The organism is Serratia ureilytica, from assembly GCF_013375155.1.
Classification (GTDB): Bacteria; Pseudomonadota; Gammaproteobacteria; order Enterobacterales; family Enterobacteriaceae; genus Serratia; species Serratia ureilytica.
The window spans coordinates 241,054-265,676 of record NZ_JABXOF010000007.1; the positions used below are offsets into that span (position 1 = coordinate 241,054).

At 61.3% G+C, this 24,623-nt stretch carries 16 protein-coding genes and 3 tRNA genes; 11 read left to right on the plus strand and 8 right to left on the minus strand.

All coding sequences use genetic code 11. The features are described from left to right. The first annotated feature begins 24 nt into the window (after window positions 1–24). From recC to recD, 4 genes are all read left to right on the plus strand, one after another. Window positions 25–3,396 (plus strand): exodeoxyribonuclease V subunit gamma, encoded by a 3,372-nt coding sequence (gene recC / locus HWW83_RS14840; RefSeq protein WP_129993596.1) that lies wholly within the window; start codon window positions 25–27, stop codon window positions 3,394–3,396. A 232-nt stretch (window positions 3,397–3,628) separates the two neighbouring features. Then, the gene (ptrA, locus tag HWW83_RS14845; RefSeq protein ID WP_176589400.1) at window positions 3,629–6,517 is read left to right on the plus strand and encodes a pitrilysin; all 2,889 of its coding nucleotides are present in this window, start codon (window positions 3,629–3,631) and stop codon (window positions 6,515–6,517) included. Next, the gene (recB, locus tag HWW83_RS14850) at window positions 6,514–10,065 is read left to right on the plus strand and encodes an exodeoxyribonuclease V subunit beta (protein ID WP_046687721.1); all 3,552 of its coding nucleotides are present in this window, start codon (window positions 6,514–6,516) and stop codon (window positions 10,063–10,065) included. The genes ptrA and recB overlap by 4 nt, the downstream gene beginning before the upstream one ends. Continuing rightward, window positions 10,062–11,912 carry an exodeoxyribonuclease V subunit alpha gene (gene recD / locus HWW83_RS14855; RefSeq protein WP_176589391.1) on the plus strand — a complete coding sequence of 617 codons (1,851 nt, stop codon included), beginning with the start codon at window positions 10,062–10,064 and terminating at the stop codon, window positions 11,910–11,912. The genes recB and recD overlap by 4 nt, the downstream gene beginning before the upstream one ends. Before the next feature lie 38 nt (window positions 11,913–11,950). Here recD and argA read toward each other — a convergent pair whose 3' ends face one another. After that, window positions 11,951–13,276, minus strand: a complete 1,326-nt coding sequence (gene argA / locus HWW83_RS14860; protein WP_015378910.1) for an amino-acid N-acetyltransferase — start codon at window positions 13,274–13,276, stop codon at window positions 11,951–11,953. A 239-nt stretch (window positions 13,277–13,515) separates the two neighbouring features. On the opposite strand from argA, the gene amiC reads away from it, so the two are divergent. Next, a complete protein-coding gene (gene amiC / locus HWW83_RS14865; RefSeq protein ID WP_176589392.1) occupies window positions 13,516–14,769 on the plus strand; it encodes an N-acetylmuramoyl-L-alanine amidase AmiC in 1,254 nt (417 codons plus the stop codon). 90 nt (window positions 14,770–14,859) lie between these two features. Here the strand turns inward: amiC and HWW83_RS14870 are convergent. The 3 genes from HWW83_RS14870 to HWW83_RS14880 all read right to left on the minus strand — a co-directional run bounded on the left by HWW83_RS14870 (window position 14,860) and on the right by HWW83_RS14880 (window position 15,213). Beyond that, window positions 14,860–14,936 (minus strand) — tRNA-Met (locus HWW83_RS14870). 65 nt (window positions 14,937–15,001) lie between these two features. Further along, window positions 15,002–15,078, minus strand: a tRNA-Met gene (locus tag HWW83_RS14875). A gap of 58 nt (window positions 15,079–15,136) precedes the next feature. After that, window positions 15,137–15,213 (minus strand) — tRNA-Met (locus HWW83_RS14880). 216 nt (window positions 15,214–15,429) lie between these two features. Between HWW83_RS14880 and mltA the strand changes: the two genes are divergently transcribed. Beyond that, a complete protein-coding gene (gene mltA / locus HWW83_RS14885) occupies window positions 15,430–16,566 on the plus strand; it encodes a murein transglycosylase A (protein WP_033644860.1) in 1,137 nt (378 codons plus the stop codon). Between the two features lie 84 nt (window positions 16,567–16,650). Then, window positions 16,651–17,457 carry a tRNA cyclic N6-threonylcarbamoyladenosine(37) synthase TcdA gene (tcdA, locus tag HWW83_RS14890; RefSeq protein WP_176589393.1) on the plus strand — a complete coding sequence of 269 codons (807 nt, stop codon included), beginning with the start codon at window positions 16,651–16,653 and terminating at the stop codon, window positions 17,455–17,457. On the opposite strand, the gene csdE is transcribed toward tcdA, so the two are convergent. Together csdE and csdA are read right to left on the minus strand one after the other, a co-directional pair. Further along, window positions 17,448–17,882 carry a cysteine desulfurase sulfur acceptor subunit CsdE gene (csdE, locus tag HWW83_RS14895; protein WP_046687719.1) on the minus strand — a complete coding sequence of 145 codons (435 nt, stop codon included), beginning with the start codon at window positions 17,880–17,882 and terminating at the stop codon, window positions 17,448–17,450. The two genes, tcdA and csdE, sit on opposite strands and share 10 nt — an antisense overlap. 19 nt (window positions 17,883–17,901) lie before the next feature. Next, a complete protein-coding gene (gene csdA, locus HWW83_RS14900; protein WP_042785270.1) occupies window positions 17,902–19,107 on the minus strand; it encodes a cysteine desulfurase CsdA in 1,206 nt (401 codons plus the stop codon). A 196-nt stretch (window positions 19,108–19,303) separates the two neighbouring features. On the opposite strand from csdA, the gene HWW83_RS14905 reads away from it, so the two are divergent. The 4 genes from HWW83_RS14905 to rlmM all read left to right on the plus strand — a co-directional run bounded on the left by HWW83_RS14905 (window position 19,304) and on the right by rlmM (window position 22,376). After that, entirely contained in the window at window positions 19,304–19,528 is a 225-nt protein-coding gene (locus HWW83_RS14905; protein ID WP_025304050.1) for a YgdI/YgdR family lipoprotein, read from the plus strand. Between the two features lie 387 nt (window positions 19,529–19,915). Continuing rightward, window positions 19,916–20,833 carry a transcriptional regulator GcvA gene (locus tag HWW83_RS14910; RefSeq protein ID WP_004931894.1) on the plus strand — a complete coding sequence of 306 codons (918 nt, stop codon included), beginning with the start codon at window positions 19,916–19,918 and terminating at the stop codon, window positions 20,831–20,833. A 51-nt stretch (window positions 20,834–20,884) separates the two neighbouring features. Further along, window positions 20,885–21,280, plus strand: a complete 396-nt coding sequence (locus tag HWW83_RS14915; protein WP_004931896.1) for a DUF423 domain-containing protein — start codon at window positions 20,885–20,887, stop codon at window positions 21,278–21,280. Continuing rightward, complete coding sequence (rlmM, locus tag HWW83_RS14920) at window positions 21,273–22,376, plus strand: 23S rRNA (cytidine(2498)-2'-O)-methyltransferase RlmM (RefSeq protein WP_033652492.1); 1,104 nt, start codon at window positions 21,273–21,275, stop codon at window positions 22,374–22,376. The genes HWW83_RS14915 and rlmM overlap by 8 nt, the downstream gene beginning before the upstream one ends. A gap of 39 nt (window positions 22,377–22,415) precedes the next feature. Here rlmM and xni read toward each other — a convergent pair whose 3' ends face one another. Together xni and ppnN are read right to left on the minus strand one after the other, a co-directional pair. After that, window positions 22,416–23,174: a flap endonuclease Xni gene (xni, locus tag HWW83_RS14925; protein WP_060660313.1), complete on the minus strand. Its 759-nt coding sequence runs from the start codon at window positions 23,172–23,174 to the stop codon at window positions 22,416–22,418. Between the two features lie 54 nt (window positions 23,175–23,228). After that, a complete protein-coding gene (gene ppnN, locus HWW83_RS14930) occupies window positions 23,229–24,593 on the minus strand; it encodes a nucleotide 5'-monophosphate nucleosidase PpnN (RefSeq protein ID WP_019455737.1) in 1,365 nt (454 codons plus the stop codon). Between the last annotated feature and the right edge of the window lie 30 nt (window positions 24,594–24,623).

Below are 24,623 nucleotides of genomic sequence, written 5' to 3' on the forward strand. Positions count from 1 at the left end.
GTATCTTGTTTTAAAGGAGCCATCATGTTCACGGTTTATCATTCCAATCAGCTGGATTTATTGAAAACGCTGACCAGCGCGCTGATAGCCAGAGATCCGTTGGCCGATCCTTTTCAACAGGAAGTGGTGCTGGTTCAGAGCCCCGGTATGGCGCAATGGCTGCAAATGCAGCTGGCGGAGCAGTTCGGCATCGCCGCCAATGTCGCGTTTCCGCTGCCGGCGACCTTCATTTGGGACATGTTCACCCGCGTGTTGCCGGATATCCCGAAAGAGAGCGCCTTCAGCAAGGACGCCATGACCTGGAAGCTGATGTGGCTGCTGCCGGAGATGCTGACCCAGCCGGCGTTCGCGCCACTGCAGCACTATCTCACCGATGACGGCGACAAGCGAAAAATCCACCAATTGGCCGGCCGGGTTGCCGACCTTTTCGACCAGTATTTGGTTTATCGCCCGCAGTGGCTGGAGAGCTGGCAGCGCGGCGAACGCATCGACGGTCTGCCCGAGGCTCAGCAGTGGCAGGCGCCGCTCTGGGCGCGGCTGGTGGAGTACACGCGCGAATTGGGGCAGCCGGAATGGCACCGCGCCAATCTGTATAGCCGCTTTATCCACGCGCTGGAGCAGGCAACAACGTGTCCGCCCGGTTTGCCGCCGCGGGTGTTTATCTGCGGCATCTCGGCGTTGCCGCCGGTCTATCTGGAGGCGCTGCAGGCGCTGGGGCGGCATATCGATATCCACCTGATGTTCACCAACCCTTGTCGTTATTACTGGGGCGACATTCAGGATTACGCTTTCCTGGCCCGCTTGCAGAGCCGCAAGCGCCGTCACTATCATCAGGCGCGCGAGCAAGGGCTGTTTCGCGAACCGGCTGACGCGGCGCGTCTGTTTGATGCTGAAGGGCAGCAGCAGCTCAGTAACCCGCTGCTGGCCTCCTGGGGCAAGCTCGGGCGCGATCACCTCTATTTGCTGTCGCAGATGGAAGGGGCGCAAGAGGTCGACGCCTTTGTCGATATCCCGGCGGATACCATGCTGCACGCCGTTCAACGCGATATGCTGGAGCTGGAAGATCACGCGGTGATCGGCATCACGGCGGAAACGCTGGAAAGCAGTTTCAGCAAGCGCAGGCTCGATCCGCAAGATCGTTCCCTCAGCCTGCACGCCTGCCACAGCCCACAGCGGGAAGTGGAGGTGCTGCACGATCAACTGCTGACCATGCTCGCGCAGGATCCCGCGTTGACGCCGCGCGACATCATCGTGATGGTGGCGGATATCGACAGCTATACGCCTTATATTCAGGCCGTGTTCGGCAATGCTCCCGCCGAGCGCTACCTGCCGTTCGCCATTTCTGACCGTAAAGCGCGACAGGCGCATCCGGCTTTGCAGGCGTTCATCTCCCTGCTCGATCTGCCGCAAAGCCGCTTTACGTCGGAACAGGTGCTGGCGCTGTTGGAAGTGCCGGCCCTGGCCGCCCGTTTCGCCATTGGCGAAGAGGGGCTGCGCCTGTTGCGTCACTGGGTCGGTGAATCCGGCGTGCGCTGGGGGCTGGACGACGATAACGTGCGCGAACTGGATCTGCCCGCCACGGGCCAGCACACCTGGCGATTCGGCATTACGCGCATGCTGCTCGGTTACGCGATGGACAGCAACGCCGGCGATTGGCAGGGCATTTTGCCTTACGACGAGTCGAGCGGGTTGGTCGCCGAACTGGCGGGGCAGTTGGCGGATCTGCTGGCCCAATTGAGCCATTGGCGGCAAGTCTTGAGCGAAGCGCGCTCGCTCGAGGCATGGCTACCGCTGTGCCGACAGCTGCTGGATGCCTTCTTCGAAGCGGATAGCGATACCGAAGTGGTGCTGGCATTGATCGAGCAGCAGTGGCAACAGGCCATCAATTTTGGCCTGGCGGCGCGCTATCCGGATGACGTGCCCTTGACGATTCTGCGCGACGATTTGGCGGCGCGCCTCGATCAGGAGCGCATCAGCCAGCGCTTCCTCGCCGGGCAAATCAACTTCTGTACGCTGATGCCGATGCGCTCGATTCCGTTCAAGGTGGTGTGCCTGTTGGGCATGAACGACGGCGTGTATCCGCGCACGTTGCCGCCATTGGGTTTTGATCTGATGGCGCAGCAGGTCAAGCGCGGCGACCGCAGCCGGCGCGATGACGACCGCTATCTGTTCCTGGAGGCGATTCTGTCCGCGCAACAACGGCTGTATATCAGCTTCATTGGCCGTTCCATTCAGGACAACAGCCCGCGCTATCCTTCGGTGCTGGTTACCGAGCTGCTGGAGTATCTGGAGCAAAGCTATTGCCTGCCGGGAGACGAGGCGCGCACCGCAGACGACAGCGCCCGGCGAGTGGGCGAGCATTTGCTGAAGTGGCATGCGCGCATGCCGTTCGCCGCCGAGAATTTCTTGCCGGGCTCGGAAGCGCAAAGCTATGCCGCCGAGTGGCTGCCCGCCGCCGACGGGCGCGGGGCGGCGCACCCGGCCTTCAACCAGCTGCTGCCCGCCGAAACGCTGCAGCAAATATCGTTGGATGAGCTGCTGCGGTTTTACCGCCATCCTATTCGCGCCTTCTTCCAGCTGCGGCTGGGTGTCAGCTTTATCCTGGAAGAGACCGAGCTGCCGGACGAAGAGCCCTTCACGCTGGATAACCTCAGCCGCTACCAGTTCAACAGCCAACTGCTGAATACCCTGATTGACGGCGACGATCCCGAACGGTTGTTCCAACGGGTGCGCGCCGCCGGGGGGTTGCCCTATGGCGCCTTCGGCGAGATCTATTGGCAAAAGCAGCAGGAAGAGATGAGCGAACTGGCCGAGCAGGTGCGTGCGGAACGCGCGCAGAGCCACAGCCTGGAATTGGATATCGATATCGCCGGCGTACGTCTCAGCGGCTGGCTGCATCAGGTGCAGGATGACGGCCTGTTGCGCTGGCGGCCCGCCACGTTGTCGGCGGTGGACGGCATATTGCTGTGGCTGGAGCACCTGGTGTACTGCTGCGCCGGCGGCACCGGCGAGAGCCGCATGTACGGTCGCAAGAACTCCGCCTGGCGCTTTGCCGCGCTTGCGCCTGAAGAGGCGCAGGCGCAGCTGGCGGAACTGCTGGCGGGCTATCAGCGCGGTCTGTGTCAGCCGCTGCTGTTGCTGAACAAGAGCGGCTGGGCGTGGCTGAGTCAGTGCTATCAGCCGGAAACGCAGCAAATCGACTGGGAAGAAGAAGCGCAAACAAAGGCTCGCGCCAAATTGCTGCAGGCTTGGCAGGGCGATCAGCGCATTCCCGGAGAAGGGGAAGATCCCTATGTTCAGCGAGTGTTCCGCCAATTGGACAATGACTACCTGGCGCAAATACTGGCCGAAACAGAGCGTTATCTGCTGCCGGTGGCGTGTCATAACCTGGGGTAACAATCCCCCGGTGGTGCTGTGCGGCGGGAGGTGGTAAAAATAACGAAGGTTATATTCAACCATTGGGGTAATTCCCGGTCTTACATAACGTACAGGCATATACCCGCCGCGTTTTGGGGCGCCACATTGGCGAAGAACCCGGCGAGTACAGATTTGGTTATGTGGTTTTGATGTACGTCGCCAGCGTCAGGGAGTGGGCGTGGCGATGTCAGAATAGGGGTTTATTTTGGATATGCGCAGACAGTTGGCCCGCGTCACCGGGCTGGTATTATTGGCTATGTGTTGGGCGCCGTTGAGCTGGGCCGCACAAGGATGGCAACCGCTGGCGGAGAAGATCAACAAGAGCGAGCACGATCCGCGTCAGTACGAGGCGATCAAGTTGGCTAACGGCATGACGGTGCTGCTGGTGTCCGATGTCCAGGCGCCGAAATCGCTGGCGGCGCTGGCATTGCCGGTCGGGTCGCTCGAAGATCCGAACAGCCAACTGGGCTTGGCGCACTATCTGGAACATATGGTGCTGATGGGCTCCAAACGTTATCCCGAGCCGGAAAACCTGTCCGAATTCCTGAAAAAGCACGGCGGCAGCCACAACGCCAGCACGGCTTCTTATCGCACCGCCTTCTATCTGGAAGTGGAGAATGACGCGCTGGAGCCGGCGGTCGATCGCATGGCCGACGCCATTGCGGAGCCGTTGCTGGATCCGGGCAATGCCGATCGCGAGCGCAACGCGGTGAATGCAGAATTGACGATGGCGCGTTCGCGCGACGGCATGCGTATGGCGCAGGTCGGTGCGGAAACCCTCAACCCGGCGCACCCGAGCGCGCGCTTCTCCGGCGGTAATCTGGACACGCTGAAAGACAAGCCGGGCAGCAAGTTGCACGATGAGCTGACGGGGTTCTATAAGCGCTACTACTCCGCCAATCTGATGATGGGGGTGCTGTACGGCAATCAGCCGCTGCCGCAGCTGGCTGACATTGCCGCAAAAACCTTTGGCCGCGTGCCGAATCATGACGCCAGCGTGCCGCCGATCACCGTACCGGCCGTCACGCCGGAGCAGCAGGGCATCATCATTCACTATGTGCCGGCGCAGCCGCGCAAGCAGCTGAAGGTTGAGTTCCGTATCGATAACAACAGCGCCGCGTTTCGCAGCAAAACCGATACCTACATCGGTTACCTGATCGGCAACCGCAGTAAAAATACCCTGTCCGACTGGTTGCAGAAGCAGGGATTGGCGGACGCCATCAATGCCGGCGCCGATCCGATGGTGGATCGCAACGGCGGCGTCTTCGCCATCAGTGTCTCGCTGACTGACAAAGGCTTGGCCCAGCGCGACCAAGTCGTCGCCGCCATTTTCAACTACCTGAAAATGCTGCGCAGCGAAGGCATCAAGCAGAGCTACTTCGACGAAATCTCGCATGTTCTGAACCTGGACTTCCGCTATCCGTCGATCACGCGCGACATGGACTACATCGAATGGCTGGTGGACACTATGCTGCGCGTGCCGGTTGAGCATGCGCTGGACGCGCCTTACCTGGCCGACCGCTATGATCCTAAGGCGATCGCTGAACGTCTGGACGCCATGACGCCGCAAAATGCGCGCATCTGGTTCGTCAGCTCCGATGAGCCGCACAACAAGACGGCCTATTTCGTCAATGCGCCTTACCAGGTCGACAAAATCACGCCACAGCGCTTTACGCAGTGGCAGCAGTTGGGCAGCGGCATTTACCTGTCATTGCCGGCGCTCAACCCGTACATTCCGGATGATTTCACCCTGACCAAACCGTCGCATGAATTCAAAAAGCCGGAAATGGTGGTGGATAAGCCCGGCCTGCGCGTGCTGTATATGCCGAGCCGTTACTTCGCCGATGAGCCGAAGGCCGACGTCACCGTCGCTTTCCGCAACGCCAAGACCATGGATTCCGCGCGCAACCAGGTGCTGTTCTCGCTGACGGATTATCTGGCCGGCCTGGCGCTGGATCAGCTGAGCTATCAGGCTTCGGTCGGCGGTTTGAGTTTCTCGACGTCGCCGAACAACGGCCTGATGTTTAACGCCAACGGCTTTACCCAGCGCTTGCCGCAGTTGCTGACGGCGCTGATCGAGGGCTATTCCAGCTTCACGCCGACGGAAGATCAGCTGGCGCAGGCCAAGTCCTGGTACCTGGAGCAGTTGGACGCCGCCGAGAAGGGCAAGGCGTTTGAACTGGCCATTCAGCCGGTGCAGATGGTTTCCCGCGTGCCGTATTCCGAACGCAGCGAGCGCCGCGAAGTGCTGAAAACGCTGACGCTGAAAGACGTGCTGGCGTATCGCGACAGCCTGCTGGCCGAGGCCACGCCGGAGCTGCTGGTGGTGGGCAACATGAGCAAGCAACAGGTCGATACGCTGGCGTCGACGCTGAAGCACCGTCTGGGCTGTACCGGTATTGAGTGGTGGCACGGCGAAGACGTGGTGGTGGACAAGAATCAGCTGGCCAACCTGCAACAGGTAGGCAGCAGCACCGACTCGGCGCTGGCGGCGGTCTATGTACCGACCGGTTACGACGAAGTGACCGGCATGGCCTACAGCTCGCTGTTGGGGCAGATTATTCAGCCGTGGTTCTACAGCCAGCTGCGCACTCAGGAACAATTGGGGTATGCGGTCTTTGCCTTCCCGATGTCGGTGGGCCGCCAGTGGGGCGTAGGCTTCCTGTTGCAGAGCAACAGCAAACAGCCGGCCTACCTGTACCAGCGCTATCAGGATTTCTATCCGAAAACCGAGAAACGCCTGCGTGAAATGAGCGAGGCCGATTTTGAACAGTACAAACAGGCGCTGATCAACGAACTCAAACAGCGGCCGCAAACCCTCAGCGAGGAGGCCAGCCGGTTCGCCAATGATTTCGATCGCGGCAACTTCGCCTTTGATACTCGCCAGAAGCTGATCGCGCAGGTGCAACAGCTGACGCCGACCAAACTGGCGGATTATTTCCACCAGGCGGTGATCCAGCCGCAGGGGCTGGCGGTGCTGTCGCAGGTCAGCGGCAGCGGGCAAGACAAAGCGGATTACGCGGCGCCTAAGGATTGGGTCACCTATCCGAACGCGTCGGCATTGCAGCAGATCCTGCCGCGCAAAGTGGCGACGCCATGACGGAAGTCGCCCCGCAGAGGCTAGAGCCGCTGACGCTGCCGCTGTTTGGCGAACGCCTGATCGAGGCGTCGGCGGGCACCGGCAAAACTTTTACCATCGGCGCGCTGTATCTGCGCTTGCTGCTGGGATTGGGGGGGGAAGCGGCGTTTCCCCGCCCGTTGACGGTCGAAGAAATCCTGGTGGTGACCTTTACCGAGGCCGCCACCGAGGAGCTGCGCGGGCGTATCCGTGACAATATCCACGGGCTGCGCATCGCCTGCGTGCGCGGCATCAGCGCTAACCCGCTGTTTTCGGCGCTGATGGAAGAAATTGACGATTTGTCTGACGCCGCTGCGCAGCTGCTGGCGGCGGAGCGGCAGATGGACGAAGCGGCGATTTACACTATCCACGGCTTTTGCCAACGGATGTTGACCCACAACGCCTTCGAGTCCGGCATGCTGTTTGAACAAACGCTGGTGCAGGACGAACTGCCGCTGCGGCGGCAGGCCTGCGCCGATTTCTGGCGCCGTCATTGCTATCCGTTGCCGCTGGGCGTGGCGCGTGCGATCAGCCAGGAGTGGAGCGGCCCGGAAGCGTTGCTGGCCGACCTTTCCGGTTATCTGCACGGTGAAGCGCCGGCGCTGCGGCGGCCGCCGAAGGACGAAGAAACCGTTCTGATGCGCCACGAGCAGATTGTCGCGCGCATCGACGCCATCAAGGCGCAATGGCGGGCGGCGGCGGGCGATCTTGAGGCGTTAATCGCCCAGTCCGGCGTCGATAAGCGCAGCTACAGCAGCAAACACCTGCCGAACTGGTTGAACAAGGTCGGCGAATGGAGCGGGCAGGAGACCCAGGATTACCAACTGCCGAAGGAGCTGGACAAGTTTCGCCAGTCGGTGCTGCTGGAGAAGACCAAGAAGGGCGAGCCGCCGCGTCATGCGCTGTTCACGGCGATAGACGAACTGTTCGATGAACCCTTGACGTTGCGCGACCTGATCATGGCGCGCGCGCTCAGCGAGATCCGCACCTCCATTCAGCAGGAAAAGCGCCAGCGCGCCGAGCTGGGGTTTGACGACCTGCTCAGCCGTTTGGACAGCGCCCTGCAAAGCGGCGGCGGCGAACAGTTGGCGCAGGCGATCCGCCAGCGCTATCCGGTGGCGATGATCGATGAATTCCAGGATACCGATCCGCAGCAATACCGTATTTTCCAAAAACTTTACGTCGGCCGGCCTGATTGCGGCCTGCTGCTGATCGGCGATCCCAAGCAGGCGATTTACGCCTTTCGCGGCGCCGACATCTTTACCTACATGCGCGCGCGTTCAGAGGTGAGCGCCCACTATACGCTGGAGACCAACTGGCGCTCGTCGCCGTCGATGGTCGCCAGCGTCAATCACCTGTTTTCTCAGGTAGAAAAACCTTTCCTGTTCGGCCAAATCCCCTTTATTGAGGTTAACGCGGCGGAAAAGAACCAAGGGCTGGCGTTTGAATTGCACGGCAAGCCGCAGCCGGCGATGCAATTCTGGCTGCAGCAGGGGGAAGGCGCGGGTGTAAGTGATTACCAACAGCTAATGGCGCGCCTGTGCGCCACGCAAATTCGCGACTGGCTCAGCGCCGGGCAGCAGGGCCTGGCGCGGCTGCAGAGCGGCAAGGCGTCACGGCCGGTGCAAGCCTCTGATATCACGGTGCTGGTGCGCAGCCGCAACGAGGCGGCGTTGGTGCGCGATGCGCTCAGCGCGCTGTCTATTCCGTCGGTCTACCTGTCCAACCGCGACAGCGTGTTTGACACCCCGGAGGCCAAAGACCTACTGTGGTTGCTGCAGGCGGTGTTGGCGCCGGAGCAGGAGCGCACGCTGCGCAGCGCCATGGCCACCGGGCTGATGGGGCTGGACGCGCCGACGCTGGACGGCCTGAGCCGCGATGAGCGCGCCTGGGACGCGCTGGTTAATGAATTCGACAATTACCGCACGCTCTGGCTGCGCCGCGGCGTGTTGCCGATGCTGAGCGAGGTGATGAAAACGCGCCAATTGGCGGAGAACCTGCTGGCCAGCGCCGGCGGCGAGCGTCGCTTGACCGACGTGCTGCATCTGGGGGAGCTGTTGCAAGAAGCGGCGGCGCAGCTCGACAGCGAGCATGCGCTGGTGCGCTGGCTGGCGCAGCAGATCGCTCAGCCTAATCGCCAGTCCGACAATCAGCAACTGCGGCTGGAGAGCGACCGGCATCTGGTGCAGGTGATCACGATCCACAAGTCCAAGGGGCTGGAGTTCGATCTGGTGTGGCTGCCGTTCGTCGGCAACTTCCGCCAGCAGCAGCAGGCGCTGTATCACGATCGCCACAGTTTCCAGGCGTTGCTGGACCTCGACGCCAATGAAGAGAGCCAGGCCTGGGCGGAGGAGGAGCGGTTGGCGGAGGATCTGCGTCTGCTGTATGTGGCGCTGACCCGCTCGGTGTACCACTGCAGTATCGGCATTGCGCCGCTGTTCCAGGGCACGCGCAAGAAACAGGGCGATACCGACCTGCACCGCAGCGCATTGGGCTATCTGGTGCAGGGCGGGCAGCCCGGCGACGCCGTGTATCTGCAGGAGCGGCTGCAGCAATTGGTGGGTGGCGGTATCGCGCTGTCGCTGGTTGAACCGCCGGATGCAGAACCCTGGCAACCCCAGGCGTCGCTGGCCGAAGCGTTGGCGGCGAAAAGCTTTACCCGGCGGATCCAGGATTTTTGGCGGGTGACCAGCTATACCGGTTTGCAACAGCACGGCGCGAGCCTGATGCAGGATCTGCTGCCGCGTCTGGATGTCGACGCGGCCGGTGAGCGCGGGGAAGAAAGTGAGCCAGCGCTTACACCGCATACCTTCCCGCGCGGCGCAACGCCCGGCACCTTCCTGCACAGCCTGTTTGAAACGCTGGACTTCACCCAGCCGCTCGACGAACAGTGGCTGCTGGAACAGCTGCAGCAGCAAGGGTTTGCCGAACACTGGCAACCGATACTGCTGGCGTGGATGCAGGTGCTGCTCAATACGCCGCTCGATGACAGCGGCGTGACGTTGGCGGCGCTGACGCCGCAGCATAAGCAGGCAGAGCTGCAGTTCTATTTACCGATTAACCGGCTGTTGCAGGCGAAGGAGCTCGATGCTCTGGTGAAGCGTTACGATCCGCTTTCCGCCCGCTGCCCGGCGCTGGATTTCCATCAGGTGCAGGGCATGCTGAAAGGCTTTATCGACCTGGTGTTCTGCTGGCAAGGCAAATACTACCTGCTGGACTACAAGTCCAACTGGCTGGGGGAGGACAGCAGCGCCTATACCCGGCCGGCGATGGAGCAGGCGATGGCGGAGCATCGTTATGATCTGCAATACCAGCTGTATACGCTGGCGTTGCATCGTTATTTGCGCCATCGGTTGCCGGATTATGATTACCGGCGCCATTTCGGCGGGGTGATTTATCTGTTCCTGCGCGGCGTGGATGCGGCGCACCCGGGCAACGGCATTTTCACCTGTCTCCCCGCGTTTGAGCTGGTGGCGGGAATGGATAGCTTGTTCAGCGGCGAAGCTGCGGCGACGGAGGAAAAATCATGATCGCACTGCTGGAGCAGGCGGTGGCGCTTGGCGCGCTGCGCCCGCTGGACGTGCAGTTCGCCCGCGTGGTGGCGAGCGAAGACGAGCCTGATATTTTACTGGCCGCCGCCTGTCTGAGCGCAGAGGCGGGGGCGGGGCATGTTTGCCTGATGCTGGAGCAGCTGCAGGCGGACACGCTGTTTGAAGGGCGCCAACCGGCGCTGGCGCTGGCGCTGTGGGAGGCGGCCGGGCGACCGGATAGCGCACGTTGGCAGCAGCGCCTGGCGAGCAGCGCGGCGGTTGGGGACGGCAGCGGCGCTACGCCGCTGGTGCTGCGTGGGCAGCGCTTATATCTGCAACGCATGTGGCAAAACGAAGGTGAAGTGGCGGCGTTTATCGGCGGTGAAGGTGAATCGCTGACGGTGCCGGAGGAGGCGTTGCGCGCCATTCTCGACCGCTTGTTCGGCGCGGCGAGCGATGAACCCGACTGGCAGAAGATCGCTGCTGCGGTGGCTGCCACGCGGCGCATCGCGGTGATTTCCGGCGGACCGGGCACCGGTAAAACCACCACCGTCGCTAAACTGCTGGCGGCGCTGGTGCAGCTGGATGAAAGCGCGCGCTTGCGGATTCAGCTGGCGGCGCCAACCGGCAAGGCGGCGGCACGCCTGACGGAGTCGCTTGGCAGCGCCAGCCGTCAGCTGGCGTTGACCCCGGCGCAGCAGGCGTTGTTCCCCACGGAGGCGGCGACGTTGCACCGTTTGTTGGGGGCGCAACCCAACAGTCAGCGCATGCGCTATCACCGCGGTAACCGGCTGCATTTGGATGTGTTAGTGGTGGATGAGGCCTCGATGGTCGATCTGCCGATGATGGCGCGCCTGATTGCGGCGTTGCCCGATCGGGCCCGGGTGATTTTCCTCGGCGACCGCGATCAGCTGGCTTCGGTAGAGGCCGGCGCGGTGCTGGGGGATATTTGCCGTTTTGCCGAGCAGGGATACAGCGAGGCGCGCGCCGCAGAGCTGAGCCGCCTGACCGGTTGTTCGATCGCTGGGCAGCGGGCCGACGCGCAAGCGGCGGTGCGCGACAGCCTGTGCCTGTTGCGTAAGAGCTATCGCTTCGACGCCCGTTCCGGCATCGGTCAACTGGCGTTGGCGGTCAACGTCGGTGCGGGGGATCGCGCGCTGGCGGCATTAAACGGCCGTTTCGGCGATGTCGCGGGCTATGCGCTGGCGACGAGCGAAGAGTATCAGGCGCTGCTGGACGCGTGCGTGGCGGGCTATCGCGACTATCTGCGGCTGACTGCCGAAGGCGCGGATGCGGCGGCGGTGCTGGCCGCCTTTAGCCACTTCCAGGTGCTGTGCGCGCTGCGTGAAGGGCCGTTCGGCGTTGCCGGCCTGAATGAACGTATTGAACTCGGGCTGCAGCGCGCCGGTCTGATCGACCGCAAACCGGGTGTGCTCGGCCGCTGGTATCGGGGGCGGCCGGTGATGATCGGCCGCAACGACAGCGCGCTGGGGTTATTCAATGGGGATATCGGCATTACTCTGCCGGATGAGCGCGGCGAGCTGCGCGTGCATTTCCAACTGCCGGACGGCAGCATCAAGTCGGTGCAGCCGAGCCGTTTGCCGGCGCATGAAACCGCTTATGCCATGACGGTGCACAAGTCCCAGGGATCGGAGTTTGAGCATACGGTTCTGGTGTTGCCGAACCATTTCCTGCCAGTGTTGACGCGTGAGCTGGTCTATACCGCGATCACCCGTGCGCGTCAGCGGCTCTCGCTGTACGCCACGGACGCGGTGCTGCTGCGGGCCATTCGCACGCCGACCCAGCGTCGCAGCGGTTTGGCTGAACGGCTGCAGACGACGGAATAAGCGATGAAGGGGCGCGGTAGCGGCCGCGCCCACAGGGATTACAGATCCGCCAGCAGAATTTTGGAGCGGCGTTGGTAGTTGTACAACGCCTGTTTCTGCATCGGTAGTACGTCGACCTCCGCCGGGGTGAAGCCACGCTCCTGGAACCAGTGGATGCTGCGGGTGGTCAGCACGAACAGCTTCTTCAATCCCATCTGCCGCGCCTGATTTTCTACCCGCTGCAGCAGCATCTCGCCGCGCGAAGAGCTGCGGTAATCGGGATGCACCGCCACGCAGGCCATCTCGCCGATTTTTTCCTCCGGGAACGGGTACAGCGCCGCGCAGGCGATGGTCAGGTTATCGCGTTCGATAATGGTGAACTTGTCGATCTCCATCTCCAGCTGTTCACGCGAACGGCGCACCAGAATACCCTGCTGTTCGAGCGGCCGGATGAGCTCCAGAATACCGCCGATGTCGTTGATCGTCGCCCGGCGCACCTGTTCGGCGCTCTCCATCACGATTTGGGTGCCGATGCCGTCGCGTGAGAACAGTTCTTGCACCAGCGCGCCGTCCTCCTGATAGCTGATCAGGTGGCTGCGGCGCACGCCGCTGCGGCAGCCTTTCACCGCGCCGCGCAGGAAGCGCACGGTGCCGGAATGGTAATCACCGCCTTCCTCCAGCTCTTCAAGACGCTTTTGCGCGTCGTTAGGGAACAGCTCGGAAAGGATGTTGCCTTCCGCGTCGGTCACGCCCTGCGAGGAGCAGAAACCGATCATTTTTTCCGCTTTCAGTTTGATCGCCAGCTGAGTCGCGACTTCCTCCGAAGTCAGGTTGAAGCTCTCGCCGGTCACCGAGACGGCGACCGGGCCGATCAGCACGATGGCGTTGCTGTCGAGCTGACGATGGATCGCTTCTTCATCGATGCGGCGAATGCGGCCGCTGTGGCAGTAGTCGATGCCGTCATCGACGCCCAGCGGCTGCGCGATGATGAAGTTGCCGCTGACCACGTTAATGTGCGCGCCCTGCAGCGGCGTGTTGTTGAGGCTCATCGACAGCCGGGCGGTGATGTCCAGCTGCAATAAACCGGCCGCCTGCTTGACCAACTCAAGCGTATGGGCGTCGGTCACGCGCGTATGCTTGTGGTAGATCGGTTCATAGTTGTGCTGCGCCAGATTGGCGTCGATCTGCGGCCGTGCGCCGTAAACCACCACCAGGCGAATGCCCAGGCTATGCAGCAGCCCGATATCATTGACGATGTTGGAAAAATTCTCGTGTTCGATGGCTTCCCCACCGAGCATGATGACAAACGTCTTGCCGCGGTGGGCGTTGATATAGGGGACGGAGTGACGGAATCCTTGCACCAGCTCTGTACTACGTTCCTTCACGGGCAAACCTCTTTGCATATTTATACGATATTTTTGTATTTTTATTCTTTTATTGCGCCAATGGCAAGTGGGAAATCGTCATGAAGAGCGAGCTAAGGGCGCTAAATCGTTAATAAATTGAAAAACCATAAAAAGATTTTCTGATGACAGGGCTGGAATGATTGGTTAAAGTTTTCGGCATTCCCAAGTCATTGGTGTTTTTTTCATCTGTTGTAAACAGTTATTACTGCCGGAGCCGCATGCCAAACGCTAATCACAATCTGGGCCGCCGTCGTTTATTACAGGGCGTTGCCGCCAGCTGGTTGCTGAGTGTGAGTCGCACGGGCTTCGCCGCGTCATCGCACGTGATTGCCGTGCGCGTCTGGCCGTCCTCCACTTATACCCGCGTCACGCTGGAATCCAACGTCGAACTGAAATACAAGCAGTTCGCCCTGACCAATCCCGATCGCGTGGTGGTGGATATCGAAGGCGTGCATCTCAACAGCGTGCTGAAGGGCATCGCCGGGCAGGTGCGCGCCGACGATCCTTATCTCAAGCAGGCGCGCGTCGGCCAGTTCGATCAGAATACCGTGCGGCTGGTGCTGGAGCTCAAGCAAAGCGTCAGCCCGCACATGTTCTCGCTGGCGCCGGTGCCGGAGTATCGCAACCGTCTGGTGATGGATCTCTACCCGACCAAAGGCGGCAGCGGCGGCGAGGAGTATGATCCGCTACTGGCGTTACTGGAAGATTACAACAAAGGCGATCTGGAGCGCACGCTGCCGTCCGAAGCGCCGCAGGCCGGCAAGGCGGGGCGCGATCGGCCGATCGTCATCATGCTGGATCCTGGCCACGGGGGCGAAGATCCCGGTGCGATCGGCAAGTATAAGACGCGCGAGAAAGACATCGTGCTGCAGATTGCCCGCAAGCTGAGCGCCATGATCAAGCGCGAGCCGAACATGAAGGTGTTCATGACGCGCAATGAAGACGTGTTTATCCCGCTCAAGGTACGCGTCGCCAAGGCGCGCAAGCAGCGCGCCGATCTGTTCGTTTCGATTCACGCCGACGCCTTCACCAGCCGCGCCGCGCGCGGGTCATCGGTGTTCGCGTTGTCCACCAAAGGCGCCACCAGCTCGGCGGCCAAGTTCCTGGCGCAGACGCAGAACGCCTCGGACCAAATCGGCGGCGTCAGCAAGAGCGGCGACCGCTATCTCGACCACACCATGTTCGATTTGATCCAGACCGCAACCATCAACGATAGCCTGAAGTTCGGCAAGGAAGTGCTGAACCGGATGGGTAAAATCAACCGGTTGCACAAGAATCGCGTCGATCAGGCCGGTTTTGCGGTGTTGAAGGCGCCGGATATCCCGTCGATCCTGGTGGAAACGGCGTTTATCAGCAATATTGAAGAGGAGCGCAAGCTGCGCACCAGCCATTTCCAGCAGCAGGTGGCGGAGTCGATTCTGGCGGGCATCAAGGCTTATTTCGCCAACGGCGGCGCGTTAGCGAGCCGATAGCGGCAGGGCCGGGCGCAAGTCCGGCTGTTTTTGCGGATTGCAGATACAAAAAAACACCCGTCAGGGTGCTTATCTGTTGTCATCAAGAGTTGGTTGCGGGGGCCGGATTTGAACCGACGACCTTCGGGTTATGAGCCCGACGAGCTACCAGGCTGCTCCACCCCGCGTCCGTCTTGATGCGGTATTACGACGAAACCACCGTTCATGATATGCCGCTGGTACGGCATTCGGTTGGTTGCGGGGGCCGGATTTGAACCGACGACCTTCGGGTTATGAGCCCGACGAGCTACCAGGCTGCTCCACCCCGCGTCCGTGTAATACTTTGTTATCGAACCCAAACGCAAAATACCGCCACTGCGGCATCGGTTGGTTGCGGGGGCCGGATTTGAACCGACGACCTTCGGGTTATGAGCCCGACGAGCTACCAGGCTGCTCCACCCCGCGTCCGATGGATGCGCACTATACTCTCCATGCGTTTTGTTGCAAACCCTTTTTGCATTTTATTGGCCTAAACCCGTTTTTCTGCTGAATTTGCCCGCAATTTGCCTTCTTTTTCATCACCATCCTCCGTGCGGCTTTTTTTATTTGCAGCGATTCCTTTATCAATGAGCGTTTGTTATCGTTCAGCCGGTAGATCATATCAGTTTGAGAGTGTGCGCGATGAAAGGACGTTGGGGCAAATACCTGCTGGGCGGGTTGATGGTGGCGGTATTGGCGGGCTGTTCGTCCAAGCCGACCGATCGGGGTCAGCAATATAAGGACGGCCGTCTGGATCAATCGCTGGAGCTGGTCAATCAGCCCAACGCCAAAGGTTCGCCGGTCAACGCCAAGGATTATTCGGATCAGCTGATGGAGATCAAGTACGCGTCGCCTTCGCTGTTTAACCGCAACAACAGCACCTATCAGGCGGTGCAAAACTGGATGGCGTCCGGCGCCGACACGCGCATGCTGAGCCAGTACGGCCTCAGCGCTTACCAGATGGAAGGCGTCGACAATTATGGCAACGTGCAGTTTACCGGCTACTACACGCCGGTGGTGCAGGCGCGCTATACCCAACAGGGCGAGTTCCGTTATCCGCTGTACCGCATGCCGCCGAAGGGTAGGGGCCGCTTGCCGGATCGCGCGGGCATTTATTCTGGCGCGCTCGACGATCGCTATATCATCGCTTACACCAACTCGCTGATGGACAACTTCATGATGGAAGTCCAGGGCAGCGGCTACGTCGACTACGGCAACGGTCAGCCGCTGGTGTTCTTCGGCTACGGCGGCAAGAACGGCCACGCCTACCGCAGCATCGGCAAAGTGCTGATCGATCGCGGTGAAGTGGCCAAGGCGGACATGTCGATGCAGGCGATCCGTCAGTGGGCGGATACCCACAGCGCCGCAGAGGTGCGCGAGCTGCTGGAGCAGAACCCGTCGTTCGTGTTCTTCCGCCCGGAAGCTTTTGCGCCGGTGAAAGGCGCCAGCGCGGTGCCGCTGATCGCCAAAGCGTCGGTGGCCTCCGACCGTTCGCTGATCCCGGCAGGCACCACGCTGCTGGCCGAAGTGCCGCTGCTGGACAACAAGGGTAAATTCACGGGAAAATACGAGATGCGTCTGATGGTCGCGCTCGACGTGGGCGGCGCCATCAAGGGCCAGCATTTTGACATGTATCAGGGCATCGGGCCGGAAGCCGGCCACTCGGCGGGGTACTACAACCACTATGGCCGCGTCTGGGTGCTGAAGAACAACGGCGGCGGCCAGCTGTTCAGCGCCAATCAGTCAAACGGCGGCGGCTCGTTGCTGGTCACCCGCTAAACGCGCACGGCGTGAAAAGATTGACCCGCAAGGGCCGGATTTTCCGGCCCTTATCATTTGCATTACGAAGGTAATTAAAGCGTTATGAGCACAGCTTATTCGGAAGCCTATCTGCAGCGTTTCGGCGGCACGGCGCGGTTATACGGCCAGCAGGCGCTGGCGGTGTTCGCGCAGGCGCACGTCTGCGTGATCGGCATCGGCGGCGTGGGTTCCTGGGCGGCTGAGGCGCTGGCGCGCACCGGCATCGGCGCCATCACTCTGATCGACATGGATGATGTTTGCGTCACCAATACCAACCGTCAGATCCACGCGCTGCGCCAGCACGTCGGGCAATCGAAAACCGAGGTAATGGCGGAGCGTATCCTGGCGATCAACCCGGAATGCCGGGTGACCTGCATTGACGATTTCATTACCCCGGGCAACGTCGCCGAGCTGCTGGACCATAACTTCAGCTACGTCATCGACGCGATCGACAGCGTGCGGCCGAAAGCGGCGCTGCTGTCATACTGCCGTCGCTTCAAGATCCCGGTGGTGACCACCGGCGGCGCCGGCGGGCAGATAGATCCGACCAAAATCGAAGTGGCCGATCTGGCGAAAACCATTCAGGATCCGCTGGCCGCCAAACTGCGCGAGCGGCTGAAGCACGATTTTAACGTGGTGAAAAACGGCAAGGGCAAGCTGGGCATCGACTGCGTCTTTTCCAGCGAGCCGCTGGTTTATCCGCAGCCGGACGGTTCGGTATGCGCTTCGCGCAGCACGGCGGAAGGGCCGAAAAGAATGGATTGCAGCGCAGGTTTCGGCGCGGCGACCATGGTCACCGCCACCTTCGGCTTCGTCGCCGTGTCGCACGCGCTGAAAAAGATGGTGGCGAAGGCGGCGCGTCAGGCGTAACGGGCGGCGATCGCCTGCACGGCGGCGGCTAACGCCGCCAGCCCGCTGGCGCGAGTGGCGCTCAGCTGAGCGCGCAGCGCCAGGCGGTCGAACAGCGCCAGCGGATCCAATTCGGCGATCTGCTGCGGCGTTTTCCCTTCCACTTCGGTCAGCAGCACCGCCAACAGGCCACGCACGATGCGGCCTTCGCTGTCGCCATAAAAGTGCAGCGTGCCGTCTTCCAGCAACTGGTGCCCCAACCAGACGCGGTTTTCACACCCGCTTAACGCCATTTCTTCACTGCGCAAGGCCTCCGGCAGCGACGGCAGCCGTTTTGCGAGCATAATCAGTTGTCGGTAGCGGTCTTCCCACTGTTTCAGCGCGCTGAAGGTGGCGATTAACGCTTCGGCGGTGATCTCTCGGCCAAAAGGATGGGGGGCGAGCATAGCGTCTCCGGGAATCAAGTCAGTCGGCCAGCAGGTCGAGGGCGTGGGTCAACGCGCTGACCAGCGTATCGACGTCCTGTTGAGTATTGTAGGGGGCGAACGACGCGCGCAACGTACCGCTGACGCCTAACGCCGCCATCAGCGGCTGCGCGCAGTGCTGGCCGGCGCGCAGCGCAATGCCTTGCTCCGCCAGCAGCGTGACGATGTCGCTGTGGTGTACGCCGGCGATATCGAACGCCAGCAGGCTGGAACCGGAACTGCGGAAGCTGCGAAAGCCCGGCAGCTGCGCCAACCGCTGTTCTGCCCGATCCGCCAGCTCGCGACTGTAGCGCTCCGCCGCCGCCATGTCCTGTTCGCGAAGCCAGGTGAGCGCGGCGGCCAACCCCAGCACGCCGGCGATGTTTGGCGTGCCGGCTTCGAAGCAGTGCGGCGGTTTTTGCGGGATAAAACCGTCGAACGACGCCTGGGTCAACATCTTTCCCCCTCCTTGCCACGGCGCCATCTGCGCCAGCAGCTCGGATTTGCCGTACAGCGCGCCGATGCCGGTCGGGCCATACAGTTTGTGGCCGGAGAAGGCGTAGAAATCGATATCGAGCCGCTGTACGTCGGCCGGGTCGTGAACCACGCCCTGTGCGCCGTCGATCATCACGCGCGCGCCGGCGGCATGGGCCAGCGCGATCGCCGGCGCCAGATCCGGGCAGCCGCCGGTGACGTTGGACATTTGCCCCAGCGCCAACAGGCGGGTTCTATCGTTGAGCAGGGCGGGCAGCTGCGCCAGGTCCGGCAGACGGTCGGCGCCGATCGGCAGTTTCACTACCCGCGCGCCGGTTTGATCCGCCACCATCAGCCAGGGGATCAGGTTGGCGTGGTGCTCCGCTTCGCTCACCAGAATTTCATCCCCCGGCTGCAGACGCGGACGCAGATAACTCTGCGCCACCAGGTTGATCGCCTCGGTGGTGCCGCGCGTCCAGACGATGTCGTCGGCCGACGGCGCATGGATAAGTTGCGCGACCTGGCCGCGCGCCTGCTCGAAACGGGCGGTCAGATCCTGCGCCGCCCGATGCTGGCTGCGGTGCACGGTGGCGGCGTCGTCGCGATAAAACTGCTGCGTGGCGTCGATCACCGCCTGCGGCTTCAACGCGGTGGCGGCGCTGTCCAGATAGATGCCGTCCTGCGCGAGCGCGGGAAACTGTTGGCGAAAAAGGCTGGGGTTAAAAGGCGTCATACCCTGATTGTCACTGGCTTGAGTCGATGGGTGATCCTGTCCTATTTTGCCGCCGGAGACAAGCGTTCGCGCCGATTAGGACTTATCGCCTGGCAAAATTGGGAAAGTTTGTTATGCTATTAAACGTGCGCTTATTAATCGCATCTATACGCATAAAAGGTATTTATCAGCATTTAAAACTAAAAAGGAGTCCTCAATGAAGAAAACAGCCGCAGTTCTCTCTGCCCTGATGCTTACGTTCACCCTGGCCGCCTGTTCCAGCAACTACGTGATGCATACCAATGACGGACGCACCATTGTCGCTGACGGCAAGCCTAAAGTGGATAACGATACCGGCATGATCAGCTATAAAGACGCCAACGGCGTCGAACAGCAGATCAACCGCGCCGATGTGAAAGAGATGGTTGAAAGCAACCAGTAACCGTCAGGCAAAAAAAAAAGCACCGCAAGTTTTGCGGTGCTGCATAAAATCACTATGGACAGACAGGGTAAATGTACAGGAAGTGAAAAAACAGTAGCCTAGCTACCATGTCCGGAATCGCCGGACAATTTGCAAACACAACATCACAACCACAAGCCAAAAGTTCATCGGCGTCCTCGACACCCACTCCCTTTTCGTTCCGGCCCGGGAAGTGCCGCCACTATAGGTATTTGCTGGCGCATCCTCAACGGACAAATTATAATGGCTCGGATTAAAAAAACTAATGGCAATGCGCCGTTAGCGTTTGTCCATGGCTTGCCACACAAAGCCGCCCGATTTTCGGCGCCGAATCATTCGGATTAATGTTACACAAAAGTAGCTAATTTAATGTCTAAACGCTTACCTCCCCTCAATGCGCTGCGCGTGTTCGATGCGGCCGCTCGCCACCTGAGTTTCACCAAGGCGGCGGAAGAGCTGTTCGTGACTCAGGCCGCGGTGAGCCACCAGATCAAGTCGCTGGAGGACTTCCTCGGGCTGAAGCTGTTTCGCCGGCGCAATCGCTCGCTGCTGCTGACCGAAGAGGGGCAAAGTTACTACCTTGATATCAAGGAGATCTTCTCTTCGATCAACGAGGCGACGCGCAAACTGCAGGCGCGCAGCGCCAAGGGGGCATTGACCGTCAGTTTGCCGCCGAGCTTCGCCATTCAGTGGCTGGTGCCGCGTCTGTCCGGCTTTAACTCAGCTTATCCGGGCATCGACGTGCGCATCCAGGCGGTGGACCGTGAAGAGGACAAGCTGGCGGACGACGTCGACGTGGCGATTTTCTATGGCCGCGGCAATTGGCCGGGGCTGCGCGCCGAGCGCCTGTATGCGGAATATTTGCTGCCGGTTTGTTCGCCGAGCCTGCTGACCGGCGATCATCCGCTGAAAACCGCAGACGATCTGGCTTATCATACGCTGCTGCATGACGTTTCACGTCGCGACTGGCTGGCCTATACGCGCCAGCTGGGGTTGCAGCACATCAACGTGCAGCAGGGGCCAATCTTCAGCCACAGCGCCATGGTGGTGCAGGCGGCGGTGCACGGTCAGGGCGTGGCGCTGGTGAACAACGTGATGGCGCAAACCGAGATTGAAGCCGGTCGTCTGGTGTGCCCGTTCAACGATGTGTTGGTCAGTAAAAATGCTTTTTATCTGGTATGTCATGACAGCCAGGCAGAACTGGGTAAAATAGCCGCCTTCCGGCAGTGGATCCTGGCGCGTGCCGCCAGCGAACAAGAGAAGTTCCGCTTCCGCTACGAACAATAAGGCCGGCCGCCGCCTTGCCGCGGCCGGTGATTTTTAATGGGATAGATCACGATGAGCAGCCGTTCCATGCTGGTTTTCGCCGCTATCAGCGGCTTTGTGTTTGTCGCGCTGGGCGCATTCGGCGCGCATGTGTTAAGCGGCACGCTGGGCGCCAACGAAATGGCCTGGATCCGCACCGGGCTGGAGTATCAGGGGTTCCACACCCTGGCCATCCTGGCGCTGGCGGTCGCGATGCAGCGCCGCGTGAGCCTGTGGTTTTACTGGAGCGGAGCGCTGTTGGCGTTCGGCACCGTGTTGTTCAGCGGCAGCCTCTATTGTCTGGCGCTGTCGCACCTGAAGGTCTGGGTATATATCACGCCGGTTGGCGGCGTGTGCTTCTTGATCGGCTGGATATTGATGTTGATTGGCGCTTTGCGTCTGAGGAAAAAGGCCGAGCGCCATGAATAAGATTGCGTTGTACTGCCGCCCCGGCTTCGAAAAAGAGTGTGCGGCGGAGATCACCGATAAAGCCGCCCAGCTGGAGATTTACGGCTTTGCGCGGGTAAAAGAGCACAGCGGTTACGTGTTGTTCGAATGCTATCAGCCGGACGATGCCGACCGCCTGGCGCGGGAGATTCCGTTCCGCGAACTGATTTTCGCCCGCCAAATGCTCGTGGTGGGTGAGCTGCTGCGCGATCTGCCGCCGGAAGATCGGGTATCGCCGATCGTCGGCATGCTGATCGGCGTGGTTGATCGCGGCGGCGAGCTGCGGGTGGAAGTGCCGGACACCAACGAAAGCAAAGAGCTGATGAAATTCTGCCGCAAGCTGACGGTGCCGCTGCGCGCCGCGATGCGTGAGCAGAAGGTGCTGATGGCGCGGGAGAACCCGACTCGCCCGGTGGTGCACGTGTTCTTCATCGCGCCGGGCTGCTGCTATGTCGGTTACTCCTACAGCAACAACAACTCGCCGTTCTACATGGGTATTCCGCGTCTGCGCTTCCCGGCCGATGCGCCGAGCCGTTCGACGCTGAAACTGGAAGAAGCGTTCCATGTGTTCATCCCCGCCGACGAGTGGGACGAGCGCCTGGCCAGCGGCATGCATGCGGTCGATCTGGGGGCCTGCCCGGGCGGCTGGACCTATCAGCTGGTGAAGCGCAGCATGATGGTGCATTCGGTGGATAATGGCCCGATGGCGCCGAGCCTGATGGAAACCGGCCAGGTGACGCATCACCGCGCCGACGGCTTCAAGTTCGAGCCGAACAGCAGCAAGATCTATTGGTTGGTGTGCGACATGGTGGAAAAACCGGCGAAGGTGACCAGCCTGATGATTCAGTGGCTGGTGAAAGGCTGGTGCCGCGAAGCGATCTTTAACCTCAAACTGCCGATGAAAAAACGCTACGAGGAAGTGTCGCAAAACCTGATGAGCATCCGCGAAGCGCTGAGCGCCGCCGGCATCAGCGCTGAAGTGCACGCCAAACAGCTGTATCACGACCGCGAAGAGATCACCGTACACGTGCGCCGCATGTGGTCGGCGGTGCCGGGCCGCCGCGACGAGCGCGATTAATCGCGTTAAACCTGATGAAGGGCGCTGCTTGCAGCGCCCTTATTGTATCGGCAGTCGCAGCTGCTGCAGGTTGCCGTCCAGCGACAGATCGGTGCGCAGCGTGGCGACGTGTTTGCTGACGTAGGCCAGCTCGCGGTGCTGCTCCAGCTTGCCGCGCCATTTCTCCGGCACCTGCTCCAGGTGCTGATAGATCCCGTCCAGACTGCCCGACTGCTGCAACAGCAGCACGGCGGTTTTCGGCCCGATGCCGGCCACGCCGGGGATCTTGCTGCTGCCGATCCCCGCTAACCCCCAGTAGTCCGGCAGTTGCTGCGGCTGCACGCCGAATTCCTGCTGCACGAAAGGCATATCCAACCAGCGTTTCTGGAAGTAATCGCGGATCTGTACGTTCGGCGCCAGCAGCTGGCAATAGCCTTTGTCGGTGGAGACGATGGTCACCTGGTGGCCGCCGCCGGCGACCTTCGCCGCCAGCGTGGCCGCCAGATCGTCTGCCTCGTTGCCGGGTGAATGCCAGCTGGCGACGCCCAGTTCGGCGAAGGCTTCACGCAGCTGCGGCATCTCCTGTTGCAGGTTTTCCGGCATCGGCGAGCGCCCGGCCTTGTAGTCCGGCAGAATTTGGTGGCGCCAGCTTTCGCTGCGGTCGTCCTCGTCAAATACCGCCACCGCGTGGGTCGGGCGGCTGTGCTGAAGCAACTGCTGCAGCGCGTGGCGGCAGGCGTTGACGCAAGGGGAGCCCTGTACGGCGTGAATGCGGCGGATGAGGTTCAGGGCGTCGACAATCAGTAGGTGTATCATCATGGGCGGCAAGGTCAGAAAAAACAGGGCGGCCGTTACGCCGCCCGGGATTGAGGGTCAGGCGACGATTTCGTAGCAGGGCACATAGGCGCTGCCCGGCAGTTTCATGCGGTGCTGGGCGACAAAGCCCTGCAGCAGGCTGTCCATCTGCTTCATCATCTGCGGTTCGCCGTGCAGCTTGTACGGGCCGAACTGCTCAATGGCGTGGATGCCGTTTTCCTTCACGTTGCCGGCCACGATGCCGGAGAAGGCGCGGCGCAGCGCGGCGGCCAATTGCTCCGGCGGCTGGTTCGGATACAGATTGAGGTTCGCCATGTTCTCGTGGGTCGGCTCGAACGGCAGCTGCAGATCCGGCGCGATGCGGATCGACCAGTTGAAACTGTAGGCGTCGCCGGTGTTGCGGCGGTTCTCCTTCACCAGCGGCATGGCTTTTTTCATCTGCCGTGCCACTTCCGCCGGATCGTCGATGATGATGGTGTAGTGACGGCGCGCGGCGTCGCCCAGCGTGTTCATGATGAACTCGTCCAGCACGCGGAAGTAATCGGCGCTCTCTTTTGGCCCGGTCAGGATCAGCGGCAGCACCTGCTCGCTGTTCTCCGGGTTCATCAGGATTCCCAGCAGGTACAGCAGCTCTTCGGCGGTGCCGACGCCGCCCGGGAAGATGATGATGCCGTGCGCGATGCGCACGAACGCTTCCAGACGTTTTTCGATGTCCGGCATGATCACCAGCTCGTTCACCAGCGGGTTAGGCGGCTCGGCGGCGATGATTGACGGCTCGGTCATGCCGATGAAGCGGCTGTTGCGGTAACGCTGCTGCGCGTGGCCGACCGCCGCGCCTTTCATCGGCGCTTCCATGGCACCCGGCCCGCAGCCGGTGCAGATGTTCAACTCGCGCAGGCCCAGCTGGCTGCCGACCTTACGCGCGTACAGGTATTCGTTCTCGTTGATCGAGTGCCCGCCCCAGCACACCACCATGTTGGGATCCTCATCCAGATGCAGCGTGCGCGCATTGCGCAGGATCGAGAACACCAGGTTGGTGATGTGGGCCGAGTTTTCCAGGTTCAGGTGTTGGAAACGGCCGGCGCTGGCGATTTGGCCGTGCACGAACAGAATGTCGCGCAACACGGCGAACAGGTTGGCCTGCAGTGAACGGATGATGCGGCCGTCGACGAACGCCTCTTCCGGCGGATTGACCAGCTCCAGCTTCACGCCACGCTCGCGGCGCAGCACGTTGATATCGAAGGTTTCATAGCGCGACAGCAGCTGTTTGCTGTTGTCGGTTTGGCTGCCGGAGTTCAACACGGCCAGCGAACAGTTGCGAAACAGGCGGTACAGGTCGCTGCTGGCGGTGCGCTTCAGCATGTCTACTTCCAGCTGCGACAATAAATCCATAGAGCCAAGCGGGCTGATGTGTGTAATCAAGGTAACTCCTTTGCACCCGGTGCGGGGCGG

Excerpts from the sequence above, each read along its gene's own strand:
- recC (WP_129993596.1), top strand. The coding sequence starts at position 25 with ATGTTCACGGTTTATCATTCCAATCAGCTGGATTTATTGAAAACGCTG.
- ptrA (WP_176589400.1), top strand. The coding sequence starts at position 3,629 with ATGCGCAGACAGTTGGCCCGCGTCACCGGGCTGGTATTATTGGCTATG.
- recB (WP_046687721.1), top strand. The coding sequence starts at position 6,514 with ATGACGGAAGTCGCCCCGCAGAGGCTAGAGCCGCTGACGCTGCCGCTG.
- recD (WP_176589391.1), top strand. The coding sequence starts at position 10,062 with ATGATCGCACTGCTGGAGCAGGCGGTGGCGCTTGGCGCGCTGCGCCCG.
- amiC (WP_176589392.1), top strand. The coding sequence starts at position 13,516 with ATGCCAAACGCTAATCACAATCTGGGCCGCCGTCGTTTATTACAGGGC.
- mltA (WP_033644860.1), top strand. The coding sequence starts at position 15,430 with ATGAAAGGACGTTGGGGCAAATACCTGCTGGGCGGGTTGATGGTGGCG.
- tcdA (WP_176589393.1), top strand. The coding sequence starts at position 16,651 with ATGAGCACAGCTTATTCGGAAGCCTATCTGCAGCGTTTCGGCGGCACG.
- csdE (WP_046687719.1), bottom strand. The coding sequence starts at position 17,882 with ATGCTCGCCCCCCATCCTTTTGGCCGAGAGATCACCGCCGAAGCGTTA.
- csdA (WP_042785270.1), bottom strand. The coding sequence starts at position 19,107 with ATGACGCCTTTTAACCCCAGCCTTTTTCGCCAACAGTTTCCCGCGCTC.
- HWW83_RS14905 (WP_025304050.1), top strand. The coding sequence starts at position 19,304 with ATGAAGAAAACAGCCGCAGTTCTCTCTGCCCTGATGCTTACGTTCACC.
- HWW83_RS14910 (WP_004931894.1), top strand. The coding sequence starts at position 19,916 with ATGTCTAAACGCTTACCTCCCCTCAATGCGCTGCGCGTGTTCGATGCG.
- HWW83_RS14915 (WP_004931896.1), top strand. The coding sequence starts at position 20,885 with ATGAGCAGCCGTTCCATGCTGGTTTTCGCCGCTATCAGCGGCTTTGTG.
- rlmM (WP_033652492.1), top strand. The coding sequence starts at position 21,273 with ATGAATAAGATTGCGTTGTACTGCCGCCCCGGCTTCGAAAAAGAGTGT.
- xni (WP_060660313.1), bottom strand. The coding sequence starts at position 23,174 with ATGATGATACACCTACTGATTGTCGACGCCCTGAACCTCATCCGCCGC.